This is a genomic window from Paenibacillus sinensis, from assembly GCF_019904155.1.
GTDB classification, from domain to species: Bacteria; Bacillota; Bacilli; order Paenibacillales; family Paenibacillaceae; genus Paenibacillus_AQ; species Paenibacillus_AQ sinensis.
In genome coordinates, this window is the sequence record NZ_JAHCMB010000078.1 from 1 (window position 1) to 21796 (window position 21796).

Here is a 21796-nt window from a genome sequence, read left to right on the forward strand (position 1 = left end):
TTTACAAATGAGTAACATTGCCACAAACTACTGTTCAAAATTTATTTGGCAAGCGTACTACTATGGCGCAAATACTAATATTGATAGACCCTACCTAGGAAATTATATGTCTGGCTCTTCCTCTACTATATGGACGCCAGCAGATTTCAAAGCATCTCCGGTATTAAAGTCAGTAGGAAGTTTTACAAACTAATTTCTGTTCTTGAGACAAGGGATTATCCCTTGTCTTATTCATGTTACTTTCTGTTCAAGTTAGCACCCCAATAGATCTCTCCTACTTTTATTCTTCTGGATTGCATGACGATGCGCCCCTTATATTCATAATGATACTCTACGTTCTCAGTCTACCGAACATATGTTTATATTTGGTTATTCTTCGTCCTGCAACTCCAACGCCTTGCGAGCCTGAGTGTAGGCATCATCCAACCATTTCGCATAAATATCTTCGCAATAAGACAAAACTCAACTTCCTTTAACTTTCACGATCTTGTCTATTCACACACACGATCCTATTCATTAGAATTTTTTTATCCTCCACATCTTCATCCTAACTCAAACTATTACTACCGACATATAATTCCTTCGTAATTACCTTCGAATATGTTTCATTGACTGTCGGATATCCAGAAGAGAAGACTGCAAAAATCGGGCAGTCTCCTCGACGGCTGGAGTACTTCACTTCTTGATACGCCCCAGGTAAACGGCGTTTCAAAATGGCCAGATGGCAGGCTCCCCCAGTTGGGTGCAACTCGCGAACCGGTACTTCTGCGATGATTTGGTATTGCGACAATGTTCCCTCTAGATAATCGTTCACAGCTTGGAGTAAAAGCTCAAAGGAACACGTTTGGTTATGGGTCCGTACTTCCAGACCCTTGTAGCTGTACAACGCATAGCGTCGCTGCCATTTCACGATAGAATTCTTGGTTACATGATTTTCGGGCTGCGACTTTGAATCCGAAAAACCCCTGTTTAATTTCTTGAAGGATCGATGAATTCTCGAATGCCTAAACTTCCTTTGTTCTATTAGCATGCTCCCTACACCGTAACAGGTTTTTATTTTCAACCTGTCTACTATGTGGGATGGATCCAGGGCAGCCTCTTTCCGCTTGCCTTCATGCATTCCGCTATTGCTCACTCTTTGCCGAGAAATTCGCCTAGCGCCTGCTGGTGCAGCACCGGATCAAACGATAACAGCTCGTAGGACGCGGCGCCTTCCCGGTAGAACGGATCGTTCTCCAGCACCTTCAGCAGCTCCTCCCGGCTCTCCCCCTTGGCGACTATAACGCCGCCTGTACGCGGATTGCGCGGACCGGACATCAAGAACCGACCGTTGTCATACTGCGTCCGCAGAAATGCTCTATGCCCCTCAAGCAGCTCGTCAATCCGCTCAATCGGTGCGGTGTAGGTTAACAGTACAATGAACATTCGGTTTCCTCCTTTTGCTCCTATCATCCAAGCTGAGGTCTCGTCATCCCCTCATGGTGGTAGAGGTCATTCATTAGGCAATGCTTCCACGCTTTCCGTCAACCCACGGACAAAAGCCTCAAAGCTCGGAGCCAGATACGTGATTTTATTACCATTATCCTTGACCACATGAATGACCTCGGGCTCGCCGTCATTGCCGGACGGACGGTAATCCAGCATCACAACTTCGTTCTCGGCAGGGCATTCCCCGATAACCACGCCAAACTCCGGATAGTCTTCATGGATGACGCGGGCTCTGCTGCCTCGTTCCCCGCACAGAGAGTGACTCTTTTCTCTTCCAATGCCGAGGATGCCCGAGACCTCAACGTATTCGCTAGAAGCCGGATCGCCTACAGGGAAGTAACGTTTACGGGGAACCCCGCCGTTATGCTCTTTCATCATCTGAATATAAAAAGCGGGTAGCTTGAAGACCAGCTCGTCCTCCACCGAAGCAATCTGCTCATCCGTTGGCGGGTCAAGAAGGTATTGTTCGTCGGCCTGCTCGCTGTCCTCCCAAAAATCGGCGAGATCAAGCACTCTATCCGTATTCACGGGTGCGGCCTTCCGCTTCACCGACGGAGCCTGAGCCAGCTTTTGCTTCTTCGCTTTCGGCTCTTCCGGCGCCTCATCCTCTATGTCCTCCAGAGCCTCCAGGAATTCCAGCGTGTCTTCATCGTCCGGCGCCAGCCGGTCTGCGGCTTTGAAGGCCCGCTTCGCTTTCCCAAACTGCTCGGTGTAGTAATAGGCGATGCCGATGCGATACTGCCAGAGCGGATCGTCTTTCCCTTCTTGTTCAATCTTCTTGAAGACGGCGATGGCTTCATCGTACCGCTTCAAGTTGTTCATAGCTCTTCCCAGATGACTGTTCAGCACATAGTCTCTGTCCTCTTCGGGAATTTCCATAATAGCCTCGACGATCTGGTCGAATTCGTCTTCTTCATGCCAGGTCTCCAGTTGGGCCAGCAAATTATCCTGCATTCCTCATGCCTCCTACATTTAACTCCTTGGTGTGATTATAGCACTTCCTGGGAGTACTTCTCCACGCGCTGCCAGGCCAGGCTAACCAGAGCGTCTTTACGGACATGCTTCTAACAAAAAAAGGGAATACCCTCGCGGGTATCCCTTGTATTCGCCCGGTCGGCAACCGGCCCATTTCCGGGTAACTCCCATGGAATCATCCAGGCCGCAGTTAACCCGCTGGGTAATTATCTGTTGATCAGCTCACCGTACTCCGCGGTATTCGTCAGGCCCAGCGACCGCGCAGTAGAATCCTGTATATCATGCAGGATTTCAGGACTGTTCAACAGCGACACGCCGTAAGCGGGCACCATCTCCCTGATTTTCGGCTCCCAGGCTTTCATATGCTGCGGGAAGCATTTCTCGATAACCTCCAGCATGACCGAAACGGCGGTGGAAGCGCCCGGTGAAGCACCGAGCAGTGCCGCAACCGATCCGTCGGCTGCGCTGATTACTTCCGTGCCGAATTGCAGCGTCCCTTTGCCGGAAGAGGTATCCCTGATAATCTGCACCCGCTGGCCCGCCACTACCAAATCCCAGTCCCCGCTCTCGGCGTTCGGGACGAACTCCCTTAAGGCTTCCATGCGCTGTTCTTTCGACAGCATCACCTGCTGGATCAGGTATTTGGTCAAGGACACGTTCTTGGCACCGGCAGCCAGCATGGTGGTGAGGTTGCTTGGCTTCACGGATGTGATCAAATCAAACATCGAACCGAATTTCAGGAACTTGGGCGAGAATCCGGCGAACGGTCCGAAGAACAGCAGCTCTTTTTTGTCGATGACCCGCGTATCCAAATGCGGAACCGACATGGGAGGGGCGCCGAGCGCGGCTTTCCCGTACACTTTGGCATGATGCTGCGCCACAATCTCCGGTTTCTCGCACACCATAAACAGTCCGCTTACCGGGAATCCGCCGATGCCTTTGCCTTCGGGTATACCGGACTTTTGCAGCAGATGCAGGCTTCCTCCCCCGCCGCCGATAAAGATGAACCTGGCCGTATGGCGTTCTGAGGCGCCGCTGTTCACATCCCGCACTCTCAGCTCCCACGAGCCGTCGCCCGCCCGTCTTATATCATCGACTTGATGGTTGAAGTGGATATCGACGTTCCGGCTCTTTAACTGATCGAATAAGATGCGGGTTAGCGTGCCAAAATTAACATCGGTTCCCGATCCAATTCTTGTCGCCGCGATCGGCTGATTCAGCACCCGATCCTTCATCATCAGCGGAATCCAGCCCATCAGCTTATCCGGGTCATCGGAAAATTCCATACCCTGAAACAGCGGATTTTTTGAAAGCGCTTCAAATCGTTTTTTCAAGAAAGCGACATCCTGCTGGCCCTGCACAAAGCTCATATGAGGTACCGGCACGATAAAATCCCGCGGATTCCGGATTCGGCCGCTGTCCACCAGGTATGACCAAAATTGCTTGGAGAACTGATACTCTTCATTCACCTTGACTGCTTTGCCAATATCGATGGAACCGTCCGGCTTCTCCACGGTGTAGTTCAGCTCGCATAAGGAAGAATGACCCGTGCCCGCATTATTCCATTCATTGGAGCTTTCCTCTCCTGCGCTTGCCCGCCGCTCAAACACAGAAATGCTCCATTCCGGCGCCAGTTCTTTCAGCAGAGACCCCAGCGTTGCGCTCATGATTCCAGCACCAATCAAGATCACATCGGTTTTCGTTTGTCGGTTGCTCATGTTTACCGTCCTTATCCCCTACGATTTGCAGGAAGGATGCAGGCGCTCCTGCTTAGGCGCCACAACAAGCCAGGTATAGCCTATTCGCACACGTTACTTGGATTCATTCATATCTATTCTTAGTGTATCACTATTGGGTTTAGATTTTAATATTTATCTAATTTTTTATACATTTTCGCTGAACAAAATATAAAACCTCCGATTCCATGACTGCATGGATCGAAGGTTTGAGGTCCTTTATTATTTAAAAATGGCGAATTTCATGTTCTTCTCTTTCAGATAACCGATGATCTCGGGCAATGCCTCTACGGTCAGCCGGTCTTCGTGCAGCACATATACGCCTCCGGAGGCGGTAACCTTATGGAAGTACTTCAGGATGTCTTCCTTCTTGTCGGCATTCCAGTCTTCCGGATCACGATTCCACATTAGAACCTTCATCTGCTGCCCTTTCGCGCTGGAAATGAGGCTTTTATTGATTAAGCCGTAGGGCGGGCGGAATAAGGTAACAGGTGTATGAGTCACGGACTCCAAGAGTTTGGAAGTCTTCGCCAAATTGGTGGTCTGCGCAGCAAGACTTACCTTCGTAAGCTTACTGCTGTGGTCCCAGGAGTGATTACCGATTGCCATTCCATGCTCACTCGCGTAAGCGACAGCCCCCCGGTTATGCTCGACATTCTGACCGATGAACAGAAACGTCGCAGCTACGTTCCTGTTGATTAGGATGTCCACAATCTTCTTCGTATAAGGAGATGGACCGTCGTCAAAGGTTAACGCAACATAGCCCTTCGGCAGACCGAAATAAGGCTGCTCCGCGCCTACTTCCACGATTTCATAATCCTTATGCTCGGTAGTAGGTTGGGGCGCGGTCTCCGTATGGGCTTCATATACGTTCCTCACAACCGGAGTCGGTTCCTTACCTACAGGGAGTCTCACGATCGATTGCGGCAAGTCTACCTTCGCCGTCTCAATGGTTGCGGGGGCCTTCACCTCGCTCAAATCCCTGTTCAAGGCGTCGGCGCTCTCGGTCAGCCAGCCGCTCTTGATCCGGATACACAGCAAGGCCAGCAGCCCGGCGATCATCAAATATCGTACAGCCTTCCTCACACTGCGTGCAGACATCCGGCCGATTCGGTTCGATCCGGCTTCATTCGCCGCCGGCATCTCCGGGACAACAGCCTCCTGCCCGGGAATCAACGAAGACCTCAATTGCCGGATTCGCCGCAGTTCCTCAGCGAACAATTCCGAACAAGCAAAATACAGCGTCTCTCTTAAGGAATCCTTTGTTCTTACAATCGAACAATAATAGGTATTGCGATAAGGGTCCCACTTGGGATATGGGGAAAGTCGCACACGATCCCCGTTCAAAGGGTGCAGCGCATTCAAAGAAGAATATGTCAATTCATCGATTTCCATCACGTATGAAGCTTGTGTGTCCTGATGGGTAACACCGATTCTGATCTGGAAACGACCATCCGGCACTATCCCAAGCGACAGCAACTCTATCACCTGTGTGCTATACGTTTCCATCCGTTCTCTGCCCTCAGTCTTATATTCTCGTCATTCGAGTGAACTCACTCCGAAGACGACACATCGTTGCTGCCAGTCTTTGGTGAGAAAGGTGCCGTCATGCGTGTGGTAAAGTCATTGACAATGTTAACCAGATACGCCTTCTCTTCTCGCTGCACTTCAAACTTCTGCTTCATATGCGTATACTCGATCTCGAGCTTGCCAATCTTCTCTTCCAGATCACTGATCTTTCTGTTCTTCTCAGCCTGCAATTCGTTATTCTTCTGAAGGAGGGCCTCATATTTCTGCCGCTCCAGTTCATTCAGGCTCTTCAATTCTTCCGTTTGATCGGACAGGGCGGTCTGGAGCTCCCGGTAATCCTCCATCATCTGATCGACCTTCAGGTTCTTCTCGGTCAGCTTCCGTTCCAGTTCCAGGATGCTCTTCTCGCGATCTTCAATGACCTTGTTCAAATGCTTCAGGTCCCGGTTCAAGCGCTCAATATTCCCGTTCGCATAGTTTAACCGATCCTGCAGTTCATTGTGGCTTTCCTCGACGCGCTGCTTGGCCTGAACCATCTGCTCCACGGCAAATACCAGATCAAGGGACTGCTTGTCCATAGGGGACTTATTTGAAAATATAGAGTACGCGCGCCCTTCTCCCGTCTCGGGATTTCCCGAATCTGCCAAAGATTCCTCTAGCATATAGTCGGAGACCGTTTGTTCATTTATATCTTGCACCGTTCGCTGTTCAGAAGAGTTCTTCTTTTTGAGGAAAGGCGAAAACATATTTACCCCCCTTTTGCGGAAAAATGTCGCAAAATAGCATGCTTATCCAATCAATTATAGAATAATAACCGATATTTGGAGTGGGACTAAAGCACTCTTTTTATGTGAATACCGACGTTCGAGGTCCTAAAACATACCATTATCAAGTAGAAAACAGGAATCAAAAGGCCCAATTCTGTTCAATACTGCGATTAAGCACCCTGAATAGGCTTCGTAGCGTTGCGTTCTGAAAGCCTTGAAGCCGCAAATCTGCTCTTGCACAGCCCCCGTGGCATCCATAATCAGACAGGTCGTTATCCCCTTCAGCTGGAAACACAATTTTATTGAACCCGCTTACAACACGATCCGCTTGGAATCGTAAATTGGCGAGGACAAAAGCCCTTACTCCGGCAAGGGCTTCTGATTGTGTATTCATCGGCAATGATGAACGGTGCCAACAAATCTACCGGCTCGAAGTGCGGACGATATAATCCGCAGTACGCATAGCCAATGCAACGGTAGTCAACGTCGGATTGGCCGATCCAAGGAAGGGCAGCACGCTGTTGTCCGCAACATAAAGTCCGGAGATCCCGTGGACTTTACCGTATGGATTCGTTCCGGAGGTATCGGGATCGCAGCCCATCCGGCAAGTGCCTGATTCATGATCGCCGGCCAGCGCCTCTTGCAGGTCCAGGGAGACCATGGGCGTATGAAGTATGGATGAGACATGTTTCACCGCTTCTTCCGCCTGTCCCTGTACCATTAAATCAGCCTCATTGTATGTAAGCTGTATTTGCGCTTCAGGCATGCCGTACTGATCCCGCACATTAGGATTAAAGAGAATTTGATTCTCATATCTCGATTCCACATTGCCGACTCCGATGATATGCATTTCCATCTGCCCTTTGAACGGAATTTGCCTGTCATGATAGAACCGGTAATCCATGGGGCCTTCGATTTGAACCTGATACGGACGCTCTCCCGTTTCGGGAATCAAAATGCCGATTGCTCCCAGAACATATGGATAGTCCTCATGATTGAAGGAAGCCTTCCCGATCGCATTCGAATGATTCGTCAGGTAATGGCCGATCGCTCTTCCCTGTATTCCGGAATGATAGAGTATCCTTGGAGTCTCGATGGTGCTTGCACACAGGACAACATTCTTCGCTTTCAGCTCGAAGGAGCGTTTGTCCGGTGTCATTACTTGTACCCCTTTTGCTCTTCCCCTCTCCGTCATCACCCTTAAGGCCCGCGCCAATACCGCAAGATCATACGATCTCCGGTTCAACGCTTGGGCAAGGAACGCAATAGAGCTGAAAAAAACATTGGAATGAATCTCCCCGTACTTGGTCGACTCGAGGTCGACGGCCATAGGCTCATTCATGGCTTCGTCATATCCGCTGTTCCAAAGCCGGTTCAGAAAAATTTGATTGATGGGAGAGCCTTTCGTGTATCCGTTCGTCACCCCCATCGCCTGTTCGGCGATGCTGTAGTACAGCTCCATTTCCCGTTCCGGAACCGGCCAGTCGGGAGAAGAGGCGGCATACATCCGCGGACTTAATACGCTCCATTTCAGCATTCTTCCGCCGAGCGCAATGACTTGCCGGAGCCGTGTGCCGGGGACAGGAATCGCAAATTGGGGATCGCGATAGGCAATGTCCAGATAACGCTGCTGATTCATCGTCTCGACGTTCAGCAAATTGGTCGGCAGCAGCGCATCGCCCGCTTCCACGACCCCAATCCTTTTTCCATTATTGCCCCACTGCTCGCATAACCGCCATAGAACGGCTCCGCCGCCAGCTCCGGTGCCTACAATGAGCACATCATATTCGGTCTGACTCATTTGTTCCAATGACGTTAATGGAATCCATTCCAGCCTGGAAACCGGACTGTGAATCGTTTTGGAGTGCTCCGGCTGCGATGCTGGCAAGGGATTGGGAGAAGGGAGATTAATATTCATGCCGGCAATCGGCTGATCAGGTCCCGAGACATGCACGTTAATTGAAGTCAATTGCTTCAGCTCGATCTGGAATTTGTCCGCAACCGTTCGTAATGTATCTTCCAGACCGGCGACATAAATTCTCAAACAGGCTCACTTCCTCATCGTAAAATTCCGGAGTCATCCCATAAATGTATATGCCGGCACATATTTTCGATTACTGAGGACTGGCGTCAGCCCCACTGATGCGTCTAAAAGTACATTGGACATGGCATGATCGCATACACTCGGTAATAAGCCCGGAAGAAGGGATGGGGTGCATCCGATGACTATACCTCCAGCAATCGCCGCTAGAGCCTGCAATCCATATCGGAAATCTGATCAGAAACGGGCGCTGATTATTCAAGGCGGATATCCGGGGCATCAGCCCCAAGTGATCGCTCAAATATTAGCCCGTATTTTGACAGAGGAGAATTTTGAGGTTGAAATTTCCGACACATTGGACGTCTTTCTCGATGCCGAGAAGCTGGGCAGAACCGATTTAATCGTTCCCGCATGGACAGGGGGAGAGCTTACTCCAGAGCAGCTCGGAAATTTTACGAACGCCGTTCAAAGGGGAACCGGAATTGCCGGAGTCCACGGAATGGGCGATTCCTTCCGCTGTGAAATCCAGTACCACGCTATGGTTGGCGGACAGTTCCTCGCACATCCCGGAGATACGGGAGTCACTTACACGGTCCATATTGCCGATCCTTATAATCCGCTGGTCATGGGGATCTGCGACTTTACCGTAACTACAGAGCAATGGTATATGATCGTCGATCCGTCTATACAAGTCCTTGCGACTACCTATTTCGACCGTGTCAAGCCGCCTCTGGTATGGAGGCCGGTTGTAATGCCGGTATCCTGGGTCAAGAAATACGGGGAAGGGCGTGTCTATTTCAACGCTCTCGGACATTCCCCCGAAATCTTGCTGCTGCCGCAAGTATTGACCATGGTTCGCAGAGGCATGCTGTGGGCGGCGAGATGAACGGCTGATTTCGAATATGCGAGAAAAGAGGGGTACGATGAAGCCTATATTCGGCAGTTACCGGAGATGTGAGACTGTTCCCATTTTCTATCCTCCGCAATATCAGCCGGCACAGCCCGGTATTGAATCCATCATGTGCCCCAGGCCGGTATCCGAGCGGGCGGACCATTCCCCAGCAGGCAAGCTGGCGGATAAGCTGGCGATCATTACCGGCGGTGACAGCGGAATCGGAAGAGCGGTATCCTATGCCTTTGCCAAAGAGGGGGCGGATATTGTTATCGTCTACTATAACGAACATGGAGATGCCGCAGAGACCCGGGCAAGGGTGATGGAACTGGGGCGGAGATGCATTACGATCGCCGGGGATATAGGGGATGAAGCTTTTTGCAAAGAGGTTGTGGATCTTACCGTGCGAACATTCGGCAGAATTGATATCCTGGTCAATAACGCGGCGGTGCAATTCTACCAGCCAAGCATTGAGAACATCACCCGCGAACAGCTTGAATTGACGTTTCGGACCAACATATTTGCGATGTTCTTCCTGACCAAGGCAGCATTGCCTTACTTAAAACCGGGAAGCACGATTATCAACACCAGCTCCGAAACGGCAACAAGCGGCTACAAGGTATTAATAGATTACGCTTCAACCAAAGGAGCCATCAGCGCCTTCACCCGTTCCTTGGCGCTATCGCTAATTGATCGCGGAATACGTGTCAATGCCGTTGCGCCAGGTACGACATGGACCCCTCTGATACCGGCTTCCTTCCCTCCGGAAGCTTACGCATCCAATGGCTATGATTCCCCCATGAGAAGAGACGCTCAGCCGGTTGAAATCGCCCCGGCCTACGTATACCTGGCTTCAGATGATTCTTCCTATGTAATGGGGCAGGTGATCCATGTGAACGGCGGAAGCTACTTCGGTCAATGAGACCGCTTCTTCGCTGTGAACAGCGTGAAGAGCGTCAGAACGATCAGGGGGAAGATATTGGCGACCGCATTCCACAGCGGCCATACGTTCCCTACTACTTCGCTCCATCTGGTTTCCCCCTTATAGATCACAATCGAGAACAGGAAGTTGACAAGCGCAAGCGGGAATATCAGGATTCGATAATCAGGAAGCTTCAGAAGCCGGGTAATCGTTAAAGCCAGCACCAGCAGCGCAATCGTCGCTTTCATAAAGGAGCCGACAACCAGCGCAAACCCGATAAGAGATTCGATTCTTTCAATAATATCCTGGATATCGATCAGCCGCGCAATCTGAAACAGGGTATATTTAACCGTACCGCATACCGGTCCCAGAACCATAATGGCGCATACCGTTACAAGGATGAAGCAGATGCCATTCGCCAATATGGCGTACAGCATGCCATGCTCGAAACGCGCTCTGTCCTCCTTGCGGACATAAGGCGTAAGCATGGAGAACAGGAATATTTCCCCATAGGGAAATCCGGCAGTAAAATAGGCACCATGCAGAATCGGTTTGATCCCTTCGGGAGCAATGGGAAGCAGAAACTCCGGTCTGAAGTAGTAAAGGGACAATAACAAGGTTACAACTACAGACAACACGGTGATGGCAATGAGGACGGTGAACATTCTCGCCATCGTTTCGATGCCCGACCGGGCAGTCAATGAAACGATCAGGAACACGGAAGCGTGAATGACATACATGGGCGTCTCTCTCAGCATGGAGCTTTTAAAGAATAGTCCGATATCCAGTACGATTCCGGCACTCATATGGAGAACCAGGGAAATGAACGGAATGGCAAGCAGGACCGTAAACAGGCCGCCGATCATTTTTTGGCTGTAGTCAATGAAACTCTGTCCCGGGTGCTGCCGGTTTAAATACAGTAATCCCAATAGAAGCAGCGTGCCCAGACTCCATGATATCAACAGCGAAATCCATGCCCCTGTTTTGGCGAAGCCCGTTAAAGGTCCGGGAATGTTGGTAATCGCGGAACCTGTCAAATAAGTAAAAAAGAGCATCGACATTTGCGATGCGCTTATGGATTCCTTCTTGTACATAGGATCCTCCCATTACTAGCAATGTATCCTCCTGCTGTTCGGGACAGATCAGGAAGAAGGCTTAAAGAATTTCACAATTTGATCGGAAGGAGGCTTAAAGATATAGTCGATTATAGTGTTAAGGTCAGGCCAGTGCTTCTCCAGAACAAAATCTACACTCAGATATACGCCGAGCAGCATGATGCTGATATATGCGATACGCTCCTTAGGCGGGCTTTTCATCACTTTAGGCGCGTCAGCCGCCAGAATTACGAAATAAATCATCAGAAGAAAAAGGATCTTAGTCCACATATGCGCATTCCTCTTTGGGTTAAGGGTTGCTATTCTTCTTTCTTCCCGAAAGGCGTCGTCGTCTTTATTCCCGAATCCGAAATGTTAACCTCAACATGAATGTCCACCTGGCTCGCGGCAAACCGCTTGTCCCAGGTTGGCTTCCAGCGTTTCCATAACCGGGGGTTCTTCCGGTAGACTTGATTCCCGGCGCCAATCACGTCCAGCTTGCCTTCCTGGAAAGTGTTCATCACCTTCTGCATGCGATCTTCTACGAATTTTTGAATATGATCTTCCAGCCGTTTCTCATCTTGTTCTGTTTTGATCGAAGTACAGGAAATCTCGCCTAACGATCCGATAATTTGGGTTGAGATCTGAACAATGGCCCTTTCATCCTTCGTAACCGTTTTGACTTTAGTCTTTAGAGACATGACCTCAAAGGCTTCCGTCCTTCTCTTACTCTCTTCAGATGAGTCGGGGCAAGGAAACTCTATAATTCCGTTCTCATACTTGTTCAGAAGCATCATCAAGGATTCGGTATCGGCAGGTGACACAACTCTGGCCAATTTCCCGTTTTTGAGCACGGCGATTCCAGACGCGGTAATCACCTTGGAAGGACCGGTTTCCTTGACATACGGCACCATCTCGACATCTGTCTCGCTCATGAACTGCAAGGCAAGATCAAAGAACGGGACATTCGAGGTTTTGGCCGTAAATTTGGCCCCCGATCTCTGTAATTCCTGGAGCTGTTGCCCGATCGTGCTCTCAACAAATGGTTTGATTTTGAACAGGTCCCCCGCATTCCCTCCGGCGATCATTACAGGAACCGTGGGCCTTGGCTCTTGATCCCGCGAGAAGAAATCCAGCACTTCCCGAATGTCCTCATCTCTGGCCAGCTCTTCTCCTATGAGAATCACACGCATATGATCCCACTTCGCCTTGCGTCCGTAACGAACGGGTATATCGCGTATCGCTTCAAAGATAGTATTCGCCTCTGTTCGTATACTAATGCCTTTTGCCGACGTTTTTTTAGTTTCTCCCCCCATCCCCTCCGCATTTGAAGGATTATAGAAATGGGTGGTGAGCACAATTTCTCCTTGCTCGCCTTTGTCAAGCGCCACCGCCTGGACATACCCAAACTCCGTCAATTCCGTTTTATCCCAACAGCCGGATACAGGAAGAACAAGCGCAATGGACAGGGTGACGGCTATCCATCTTCTCATTATGCCTTTTTCCCTCCTCCTTTAAGCTTGTGAAGATGGCGATTCCTTGGTGAATGCAGCAGGACTTGACGAGGGAACACAACGAAAATGTCCCGAAACTGCTTCATATCAAGCGGCGCTGCAGAAGTCAGATACGGTTGTCCAAGCGAACGCAGAGATGACAGATGCAGGAAGCAGAGAAGCAGACCGAGCATGATTCCAAATCCCCCAAGCGTTGCCGCCAGAAACATCAAGGGAAACCGCAGCACGCGGATGGCGATGGACATGCTGTACTGGGGAAGAGCGAAAGATGCAATTCCTGTCAGAGAGACGATAATAACCATCACCGGGGATGCGATCTTGGCCTGGATTGCCGCCTGCCCGATTACGAGCGCCCCGACAATGCTGACGGCGGAACCGATCGGCCGCGGCAGGCGTATACCAGCCTCTCGGAGAAGCTCAAAGAAGAACTCCATGAGCAGCGCCTCAACAAAGGCGGGGAACGGAATCCCCTCCCGCGTATCCAGAATGGCAAGCAGCAAAATGGTGGGTATTAATTCGGAATGAAAGGTGGTCAATGCTATGTAGGAGCTGGGCAGCAGCAACGCTATGATGAAAGCGCCGAACCGGAGCATTCTGATCAGCGAAGAATAGATCGTATTATGATAATAATCTTCGCTTGACGAAAAGAACTCAAAGAAGAGCCCGGGGCAAATCAGAATAGTAGGCGTTCCGTCTACCATCACAATAATCTTGCCGTCCAGCAGTGCTGCAACGGCTGTATCCGGTCTTTCCGTATATCGGACCTGGGGAAAAGGTGTGAGCCGGGTATCTCCGATCCATTCCTCCAGGTAGGAGGTCTCCAGAATCTCCTCCTGGTCAATTTGAGAGATCCGCCGCTTAAATTCGGATAATATATGAGGATCTACAGCGTCGTCCAGATATCCGTAGGTGATCCTCCTTCTGCTCTCCTTCCCCGCCGTTATCGATTGAAGTTTCAAATGGCTCGATTTCAGCAAAAAACGAATTAAGCCAATATTGGTCTCCAGATCCTCGATCGTGCTCATATGAGGTCCTTGCACAACCGATTCCGTAATCGGCTCCGTAACCTGGCGCAGCTGTATCCCGAACGCGCTATAGCTTAGCGCCCTGTCCCATTGGTCAAAGAAGATGACAATGCTTCCTTCCAGGACGGAATTGATGGCATTCGTGAAATCACTCTCGACGCTTGCCGATTGGGCCGATACCCCGTTATTTGCAAAAAAGCCTTTTATCACGTCAGGCGTAATCGTTGTCGCCGGTCCAATTTCATGAGCAACCAGATCCTGCAGAGACTCCTTCATATAGTTGGTCTTCTTGTTCTGGACCAGCGTATCAAAATAAACGGAGAATGCCTTATACTCCAGGGAAGGGCCATAGCTCCAGGGAATGATCTGAATGTCGCTGCAATCCTGAAATGTATCCTGAATCCGCTTCAGGTTATCCTGCATACATGGCGAAATCGGCGTTCGTTCCGCCCCTCCTATCTGAACCTTTCGATCTGTAGAACCCCCGGGCAATGTACGCCCGGCAGATTTATGGCTTGGATTCTTATCCCCCATCATCAACGACATCCTTATCCTTTAATTTGAACAATGGCCGGTAAATATCCGGTTATAGTGGCAGGCTTTAGGGACAGTATGCCCCGGTTTCCCTCTCCCATACGATGTTTATGGCGCGTACCATAGCGGGAGGACGACGAGCAATGAGTACTTCACGATTTCGAGTTGACATATGGAGCAAATCTCACTATCCTAATACTTAAGTTAGCTTAAATATGAAGGAGAATAAATTAATGAATCAAGACCTGAAATCCCTTATACGGGAAATTAATGAGCTTGAGTATTCGTGCAATGCCATGCTGTCCAGGGAATATGAGGGGTTGCTGAATGAGAGCATAACGAATAGCCAGATCATCCTGCTCGGCCATATTCATAAGCAGGGACGCGTTCTCACCGGCGAGCTGTCGAAGATCATGAACATTACGCCAAGCGCCATAAGCCAGATGCTGAATAAGCTTGAGCATAAACGGTTTATCAAACGATCCATCAACCTTGATAATCGGAGAGAAATATTCGTGGAGCTGGATGTTGCGGGAATTGAGTATATGGATATGAATGAACAAATTGAACAGTCCATTATTGACCGCTTCTACTCCAGGCTTGAGAAGGAAGAGCTGCTGAGCTTGAAGGCCATAATGATGAAGTTCAAACAAATTATTGAAGCTGAACAGAGAGAGAAGTAATTTTTTTAACAAACAGTTAAGCTTAATTAAATGTTTATATTAGTTAACAATGTGACATTTGGGTATTGACCATACATTCGGGAGGAATCCGAAGTGACCGGAACAAGGATTGGACAACTAATCATGACAGGGATGGTTCTGATGCTAACCATAAATTCAGGATACGCGAGCAGTGCGAACGCAATGGAGAAGAGCATGTCCGCAGCTTCCGGCTATGTTGATATGACCAAGCTGGAGAAGCTGTCGGATCAGTACATGGCTGAGAGAATCGGTAATGAGGAGGGCGCTCCCGGCGCAGCCATCGTTGTTGTCCAGAACGGACGCACCATTTTGAAAAAGGGGTATGGATTTGCCGATATAAAGCGGAAAGCAGCAGTCGACCCCGATCATACCCTCTTTCGCATCGGTTCGGTTACAAAGACGTTTACAGCATCAGCTATCATGCAGCTGGCAGAGCAGGGGAAGATCGACTTGAGTGCTGATGTTCAGAAATATATGGGCGGAATCCGGCTTGATAATCCTTTTTCCACTCCGGTAACGGTGCATGACCTGCTTACACATACCTCCGGCTTCAAGGTCACAGTTGAAACGCAGGCGGACATGTCTGAGGATCTGGGCAGCTATGTCCCCTTAGAGGACTTTATTCTGAAAAAGAAGCCTCCGGTCGTGCGTGAGCCGGGCACATCGTATATGTACGATAATTTTGCCTACAACTTGTTGGGATACATCATTGAGAAGGTTTCCGGCATGCCCTACCAGCAGTATATGGAGGAGCATATCCTCAAGCCTCTGGAGATGTCCAATACGGAAATGATCATTTCCGATCAACTGCGGTCCCGGCTGGCTACGGGTTATGACGAGAACAACAATCCGATCGCCCCGTATACATTGCAGCCTTCAGTGGCACCGGACGGGGGCATGCTAACCACTGCAGATGACGCAGCGCACTTTATGATCGCTCAGTTAAATGGCGGTATGTACAGAAATAACCGGTTGTGGAACGACACGACAGCAGCGCAGATGCAGCATTATCAGTCCGGCATTCACCCCGAATCGCCGGATACGACTTACGGATATGAGAATTTACTGGAGCCAGGCAAGAACAATGGCCGGATTATTATTGGAAAAGGCGGGGATGTTCCCGGCTACAGCTCCTTCATGCTGCTGCTTCCCGAAGAAAACATAGGAGTGTTCATGGCGTTCAATAAGCTGGTTTCTTCCGCATACGCAGCGAGGGAATGGAATCAGATGTTTATGGATGAGTTTTTTCCGGCCGTTAGTCAGGAGCAGGCAGCTTATATGGATACACCGCAACATCAATTGAAGCGCTTTGCAGGACTATATAGCGATTTACGAGTCCCCATCATGCTGACGAAAGTCTCCGCTAGCGGGAACGGGGAACTGACCGTAGAGGACGACTTCACCGGCGTTCATCAATTGAGACAAAGAGAGCCTTTGTTATTTAAAGATGAGAACGGAGGTCTGCTGGCGTTCAAGGAGGACAAGAACGGGGGCATCTCTTATCTTAAATATGGCGATCCGGTTAGTTATGCCGGCAAGTCGCCCGCTCTCTTTGCCGATGTCCGCCTGGGCAGCGAGTACGCGACCTGCATTGAGCAATTACAGGCTATAGGGATCGTTCAGGGGAATAATGGGCGTTATAGCCCTGGCAAGGCGGTAACACGCGCAGAAATGGCGGCGATGATCGTCCGGATGCTGGGAAGTGATCTCTCAACCGCGCCCTCCCGGTTCAATGACGTTTCAGGCACTTGGGCGGAGCGGGAGATTGAAACGGCAGCTGCCGCAGGATTTATGCAGGGCACTAAGGATGGAAGCTTTGATCCGAATCGAAAAATGACCCGTGAGGAAGCTGCCGCCATCCTGACTCCAGTGTTCAAGAGTGTGGCTTCGGCTGCCCTGTCGCAGTTTCGGCCAGATGCAATCAAGCTGGCGGACAAGACGGATTTTGCTGCTCCCGCCACCGCTGACAGCGCTAAATTGCTCGTGGCCGCAGGGATAACCGGACCTGATGTGACCGTCGCCGCTGATGGAACGGTAAATTTCCGGGCCTCTGAACCCATGACACGGGAGGACGCCGCGGTCTGGTTTATCCATTTTATCCGTAAGGTTGTTCTGGGGATCGATCAATAGGCGAACGTTTCAATGACTTCCTTTACCCCATACATTCACTCCCGACCAACAGAAAAAGACGAAACGCCCCACATAAGTGCAGGGCGTTTCGTCTTTCGTGTTGCCTTTGGTGTTGTCTTTCATTTCATTCTTCGTGTCATCTTAATGGCCCGTCCCTAACGCCGGGGGCCAATACATTACTTGATAATGACGTACTCCAGGTCAACCAGTTTGGCATAGGCCACAATTTGATCTGTCGTCAGGTTCAGGGAGACTACGGTGTGGTGGCCGCCGCCGTTCTCGATCCAGGCTTTAACCCCATCCTGGAAATTCGGCTTCACCTTCCACAGTACACGGGCCACCGGAAGTTTAGGGGCCGGAACCGTCGGTTCGAATGCCTCAACTTCGTTGATCAGCAGCTTGTAGTGAGTGCCGAAGTCGGCCATCGATACAACCACGCCTTCTCCCGCCTTGCCGTCGAATACGAGACGGGCCGGGTCTTCACGGTCGCCAATACCGAGCGGGGACACAAGAATCTTCGGCTTGTTGCTTGCCAGGCTTGGATCTACTTCAAGCATATGGGATTGCAGGATGGCTTCCTGACCGGCAGCCAGCTCATACGTGTAATCTTCCATGAATCCGGTGTTCAGATTATGGCTCATCACTTTCAGCAGGCGGTCGAGCGCAGCCGTCTTCCAGTCGCCTTCACCGGCGAAGCCATAACCTTGCGCCATCAGACGTTGGACAGCCAGGCCGGGAAGCTGCTTCATTCCGTACAGGTCTTCGAAGTTAGACGTGAAGGCGTTGTAGCCGCCGTTATCCAGGAAGCGTTTCAGGGCGATTTCATAGCTGGCTTGTACTTTTACGCTGGCTTCCCAAGCTTCTTTGCTGTAAGTGCCGTAATCGAAATCGTACAGTTCGGCATATTCCGCGAACAGAGCGTCAATCTCTGCTTCCGTAACGGTGTTCACATACTGAACAAGGTCACCGATGCCGAAGTAATCCACGGTCCAGCCGAATTGAATCTGGGCTTCGACTTTATCCCCCTCGGTAACGCCAACGTTGCGCATGTTGTCGCCGAAGCGGGCAACTTTGATGTTGAAGCTTTCGTTATAGGCAACGGCGACGTCCATCCATTCCGCAATTTGCTTCTGCACTTCAGGGCGTTCCCAGTAGCCGACTACCACTTTATTTTGCTTATTCAGGCGGGCATTGATGAAACCATATTCACGGTCGCCATGGGCGGCCTGGTTCAGGTTCATGAAGTCCATATCAATCGTTGCCCAAGGAATGCTCTCATTATATTGAGTTGCCAAATGCAGCAAAGGCTTCTGCAGCAATTTCGTTCCGCGAATCCACATTTTTGCAGGCGAGAAGGTATGCATCCAGGTGATAACACCGGCCACTTCGTCACGATAGTTAACTTCTTTCATGATTGATGTAATTTTGTCTGCGCTAACCGCCAGATCCTGCAATACAAGCGGATAAGGCAGAACGCCGCTCTTGTTCAAGGCATCGGTCATTTGCTGGGCATGTGCTTTAACTTCCGAGAGCGCTTCTTCTCCATACAGATGCTGCGAACCTACGACGAACCAGAATTCTTTGGTACTTACTGTTGTCATGATGCTCATCCTCTTCTCTTTATTTGATATTTAGATTGAACCGGATATTTGAAGAGTTCGGGAATACTCGCAACTACGGTGAATGTTTGGACTTCCGGCCGCTGTTGTCTCCAGATTTCTAAGTTTTCAATTCCATGGTTGAAATCCGGAGACAGCTAATGCTTACGTAGCGAGCTTTTCTGCGAAAAGCTTGTAGGCGGTCGCCTACGCTCCTACAGTTCCAAACTTCCCCTCCGTTGCCCTTCCCTCTCCTCTTATTTTCAGGTCAATCTATATGGGTTGTATTTACTTTTGCCCGTAGTAGGCGTCTTTCCCGTGTTTGCGCAAATAGTGCTTATCCAGAATACGCTGCGGCAGTTCTTCGGCAAAATGATTCAGTTCCCGTGCGAATAAATTCATTTTCGATACTTCTTCCAGCACGACGCTGTTCATGACTGCCGAGTGGGCATCCTTGCCCCATGTGAATGGAGCATGGCCCTTAAGCAGGACACCGGGAACCGCCATAACATCCAGCCCGCGCTGCTCAAAAGTCTCGATGATCACGCGTCCGGTCTCCGCCTCATATCCACGGTCGATCTCCTCTTGTGTCAGAAAACGGGCACACGGTACGGAACCATAGAAAGTGTCGGCATGAGTCGTTCCCATTACAGGAACATCTAGTCCGGCCTGAGCCCAGATCGTCGCCCAAGTCGAATGCGTGTGCACGATGCCGCCGATCTCTGCGTAATGCTTGTAGAGTACGGCGTGAGTCGGGGTATCGGAGGAAGGTCTAAGCTCTCCTTCAACCACATTGCCGTCAAAATCCACAACCACCATGTCGCTCGGCTTCATCTTGTCATAGCTGACACCGCTCGGCTTAATGACGAACAAGCCGCTTGCGCGGTCAACCGCACTTACATTGCCCCATGTGTACTTCACGAGTCCATGCTTGGGCAGGTCCAGATTAGCCTCATATACCTCTTCTTTCAGTTGCTCTAACACGTTATTCCCTCCAATTCTCTACTAGATGATCTACAGCAGCCTGCTCAATCGCCAAGCCTTGCGTGTACCGTTCCATAAAGACTTCAAAGCCTTTAACATCGGAACCGTCCGGACGTATTTCCAGTCCCTCGGTGTCCTTGAAGACCTTGTTCTCCAGGAAGTCGTCCAGCTTCTCCCCTTGATCATTGCCCGTCATATACGCAGCCAGAATCGCCATCCCCCAGGCCCCACCCTCTCCGGCGGTTGCCATCACGGATACCGGGACATTCAGTGCGGCCGCCACAATCTTCTGCCCGACAACCGGAGTCTTGAACAGACCGCCGTGAGCCAGAATGCTGTCAATGGCGACATTCTCTTTCTTGGTCAAAATGTCCATGCCGATCTTCAAAGCGCCAAAAGCCGAGAACAGATGAATCCGCATGAAATTGGCCAAATTGAACCGGCTCTCCGGCGAGCGGACGAACAGCGGCCGGCCTTTTTCGATACCGGTAATATTTTCGCCAGAGAAATACCCGTAGCTCAGCAAGCCTCCGCCATCGGCATCCGCCTCCAAAGCCTTGTTGAACATGACGCTGAACAGCTGCGCGGAGTCCGCCTTCTGCCCCATGGCCTCATAGAACTCACGGAACAGACTCATCCATGCGTTGATATCGCTGGAGCAGTTGTTGGCATGAACCATGCCGACCGGGCTGCCGTCCGGGGTGGTTACCATATCGATCTCCGGATATACAGCTGAAAGCTCTTTTTCCAGTACGATCATGGCAAAAACAGAAGTTCCCACGGAGATGTTGCCCGTCCGCTTTCTCACGCTATTCGTGGCAACCATCCCCGTGCCGGCGTCGCCTTCCGGAGGACACAGCGGAATGCCCGCTTGCAAATTCCCGGACGGGTCCAGAATCTTCGCTCCGGCTGCACTCAAGACGCCCGCCTGCTCGCCTGCGGTGTAGACCTTCGGGAGAATATCCTTCAGCTTCCAGGGGTAGCCCTTGGCCGCGACGAGCTCGTCGAACTGCTTGACCATCGATTCATTGTAATCATGCGCCGTGTCATCAATCGGGAACATGCCCGAGGCATCGCCGATGCCGATGGCCTTGCTGCCGGTCAGCAGCCAGTGAATATATCCGGCCAGAGTCGTAAAGAGATCAATGCGTGGCACATGCGGTTCATCGTTCAATATGGCTTGATACAGATGCGCGATGCTCCACCGTTCAGGAATATTGAACTGGAATTGCTCCGTCAACGCTGCGGCTGCGGCGCCGGTTGTTGAGTTGCGCCAGGTCCGGAACGGAACCAGCAGCTCACCCGTGCTATCAAAAGCCATATATCCGTGCATCATTGCCGAGAATCCAATCGAACGGACTGCTGAAAGGGTAACTCCGTATTTCCGCTCAACTTCCTGCTTCATTTCACTGTATGCCGCTTGCAGACCTGTAATAATGTCCGCCAAGTTGTACGTCCAATAGCCGTCTACCAGGAGGTTCTCCCACTCATAGCCTCCGGATGCGATTGTCTCAAAACACTGATCAATCAGCACCGCCTTGATACGTGTGGACCCAAATTCGATACCAAGTGAAGCTTCTCCCTTAGTAATCGCTTGTTGAATGTTCTGATCCATGATCACGTTGCTCCCCTCTATAACAACTGTTTTTACCTTTATAATCGAAAGAAGGCGCTTTCCCTTATTGACAGCATTAGTATATTTTTTGTTCGTACATTTGTCAACACGAATTACAAGATATACTTACAAATATCAGAATATGAGCCTTTCTTTTTTCTATATAATGTTTATACATCGGGCACTATGGATTATAATAGGTTCATAATCACGTCCAAATATGTACATACAAATTTAACGAGCGAAT

The 21796-nt window shown here is 50.3% G+C and carries 18 protein-coding genes and 1 pseudogene; 5 read left to right on the forward strand and 14 right to left on the reverse strand.

The genetic code is table 11. From position 1 onward, the window contains the following. Window positions 1–193, forward strand: a pseudogene (locus tag KIH86_RS10390) (hypothetical protein); the annotation flags it as partial. A gap of 354 nt (window positions 194–547) precedes the next feature. On the opposite strand, the gene KIH86_RS10395 reads toward KIH86_RS10390, so the two are convergent. From KIH86_RS10395 to KIH86_RS10425, 7 genes are all read right to left on the reverse strand, one after another. After that, entirely contained in the window at window positions 548–910 is a 363-nt protein-coding gene (locus KIH86_RS10395; protein WP_223110432.1) for a hypothetical protein, read from the reverse strand. Between the two features lie 221 nt (window positions 911–1131). Beyond that, on the reverse strand, window positions 1132–1425 hold the full coding sequence (locus KIH86_RS10400; RefSeq protein ID WP_223081519.1) for a YciI family protein: 294 nt from the start codon (window positions 1423–1425) through the stop codon (window positions 1132–1134). A gap of 66 nt (window positions 1426–1491) precedes the next feature. Beyond that, window positions 1492–2442, reverse strand: a complete 951-nt coding sequence (locus tag KIH86_RS10405) for an SMI1/KNR4 family protein (protein ID WP_223081520.1) — start codon at window positions 2440–2442, stop codon at window positions 1492–1494. 227 nt (window positions 2443–2669) lie between these two features. Further along, window positions 2670–4181 carry a malate dehydrogenase (quinone) gene (mqo, locus tag KIH86_RS10410; protein ID WP_223081521.1) on the reverse strand — a complete coding sequence of 504 codons (1512 nt, stop codon included), beginning with the start codon at window positions 4179–4181 and terminating at the stop codon, window positions 2670–2672. Window positions 4182–4421: 240 nt separating this feature from the next. After that, entirely contained in the window at window positions 4422–5387 is a 966-nt protein-coding gene (locus tag KIH86_RS10415) for a polysaccharide deacetylase family protein (RefSeq protein WP_223110433.1), read from the reverse strand. Between the two features lie 365 nt (window positions 5388–5752). Then, on the reverse strand, window positions 5753–6307 hold the full coding sequence (locus KIH86_RS10420) for a hypothetical protein (RefSeq protein WP_235775344.1): 555 nt from the start codon (window positions 6305–6307) through the stop codon (window positions 5753–5755). 610 nt (window positions 6308–6917) lie between these two features. Further along, the gene (locus KIH86_RS10425) at window positions 6918–8540 is read right to left on the reverse strand and encodes a GMC oxidoreductase (RefSeq protein WP_235775345.1); all 1623 of its coding nucleotides are present in this window, start codon (window positions 8538–8540) and stop codon (window positions 6918–6920) included. A gap of 178 nt (window positions 8541–8718) precedes the next feature. Here KIH86_RS10425 and KIH86_RS10430 point away from each other — a divergent pair, with 178 nt between their 5' ends. Beyond that, window positions 8719–9423 (forward strand): ThuA domain-containing protein, encoded by a 705-nt coding sequence (locus tag KIH86_RS10430; protein ID WP_223081524.1) that lies wholly within the window; start codon window positions 8719–8721, stop codon window positions 9421–9423. 37 nt (window positions 9424–9460) lie between these two features. Further along, a complete protein-coding gene (locus KIH86_RS10435; protein ID WP_223081525.1) occupies window positions 9461–10351 on the forward strand; it encodes an SDR family oxidoreductase in 891 nt (296 codons plus the stop codon). Here the strand turns inward: KIH86_RS10435 and KIH86_RS10440 are convergent. From KIH86_RS10440 to KIH86_RS10455, 4 genes are read right to left on the reverse strand one after another with little or no spacing between them, the layout of a single operon-like run. Continuing rightward, complete coding sequence (locus KIH86_RS10440; RefSeq protein WP_223081526.1) at window positions 10345–11445, reverse strand: GerAB/ArcD/ProY family transporter; 1101 nt, start codon at window positions 11443–11445, stop codon at window positions 10345–10347. The two genes, KIH86_RS10435 and KIH86_RS10440, sit on opposite strands and share 7 nt — an antisense overlap. 48 nt (window positions 11446–11493) lie before the next feature. After that, window positions 11494–11736 carry a hypothetical protein gene (locus KIH86_RS10445; RefSeq protein ID WP_223081527.1) on the reverse strand — a complete coding sequence of 81 codons (243 nt, stop codon included), beginning with the start codon at window positions 11734–11736 and terminating at the stop codon, window positions 11494–11496. A 29-nt stretch (window positions 11737–11765) separates the two neighbouring features. Beyond that, a complete protein-coding gene (locus tag KIH86_RS10450) occupies window positions 11766–12938 on the reverse strand; it encodes a Ger(x)C family spore germination protein (protein ID WP_223081528.1) in 1173 nt (390 codons plus the stop codon). Further along, window positions 12938–14407 carry a spore germination protein gene (locus KIH86_RS10455; RefSeq protein ID WP_235775346.1) on the reverse strand — a complete coding sequence of 490 codons (1470 nt, stop codon included), beginning with the start codon at window positions 14405–14407 and terminating at the stop codon, window positions 12938–12940. Before KIH86_RS10455 ends, KIH86_RS10450 begins: the two co-directional genes overlap by 1 nt. A gap of 344 nt (window positions 14408–14751) precedes the next feature. Between KIH86_RS10455 and KIH86_RS10460 the strand changes: the two genes are divergently transcribed. Both KIH86_RS10460 and KIH86_RS10465 read left to right on the forward strand, forming a co-directional pair. After that, window positions 14752–15201, forward strand: coding sequence for a MarR family winged helix-turn-helix transcriptional regulator (locus KIH86_RS10460; RefSeq protein WP_223081529.1), 450 nt, complete (start codon window positions 14752–14754; stop codon window positions 15199–15201). A 93-nt stretch (window positions 15202–15294) separates the two neighbouring features. Then, window positions 15295–17352: a serine hydrolase gene (locus KIH86_RS10465; protein WP_223081530.1), complete on the forward strand. Its 2058-nt coding sequence runs from the start codon at window positions 15295–15297 to the stop codon at window positions 17350–17352. Window positions 17353–17528: 176 nt separating this feature from the next. On the opposite strand, the gene araA is transcribed toward KIH86_RS10465, so the two are convergent. The 3 genes from araA to KIH86_RS10480 form a co-directional block, all read right to left on the reverse strand. Next, on the reverse strand, window positions 17529–18953 hold the full coding sequence (gene araA / locus KIH86_RS10470) for an L-arabinose isomerase (protein ID WP_223081531.1): 1425 nt from the start codon (window positions 18951–18953) through the stop codon (window positions 17529–17531). A 285-nt stretch (window positions 18954–19238) separates the two neighbouring features. Continuing rightward, window positions 19239–19934: an L-ribulose-5-phosphate 4-epimerase gene (locus KIH86_RS10475; RefSeq protein WP_223081532.1), complete on the reverse strand. Its 696-nt coding sequence runs from the start codon at window positions 19932–19934 to the stop codon at window positions 19239–19241. Window position 19935: 1 nt separating this feature from the next. Beyond that, the gene (locus KIH86_RS10480; protein ID WP_223081533.1) at window positions 19936–21549 is read right to left on the reverse strand and encodes a xylulokinase; all 1614 of its coding nucleotides are present in this window, start codon (window positions 21547–21549) and stop codon (window positions 19936–19938) included. Window positions 21550–21796: the final 247 nt, after the last annotated feature.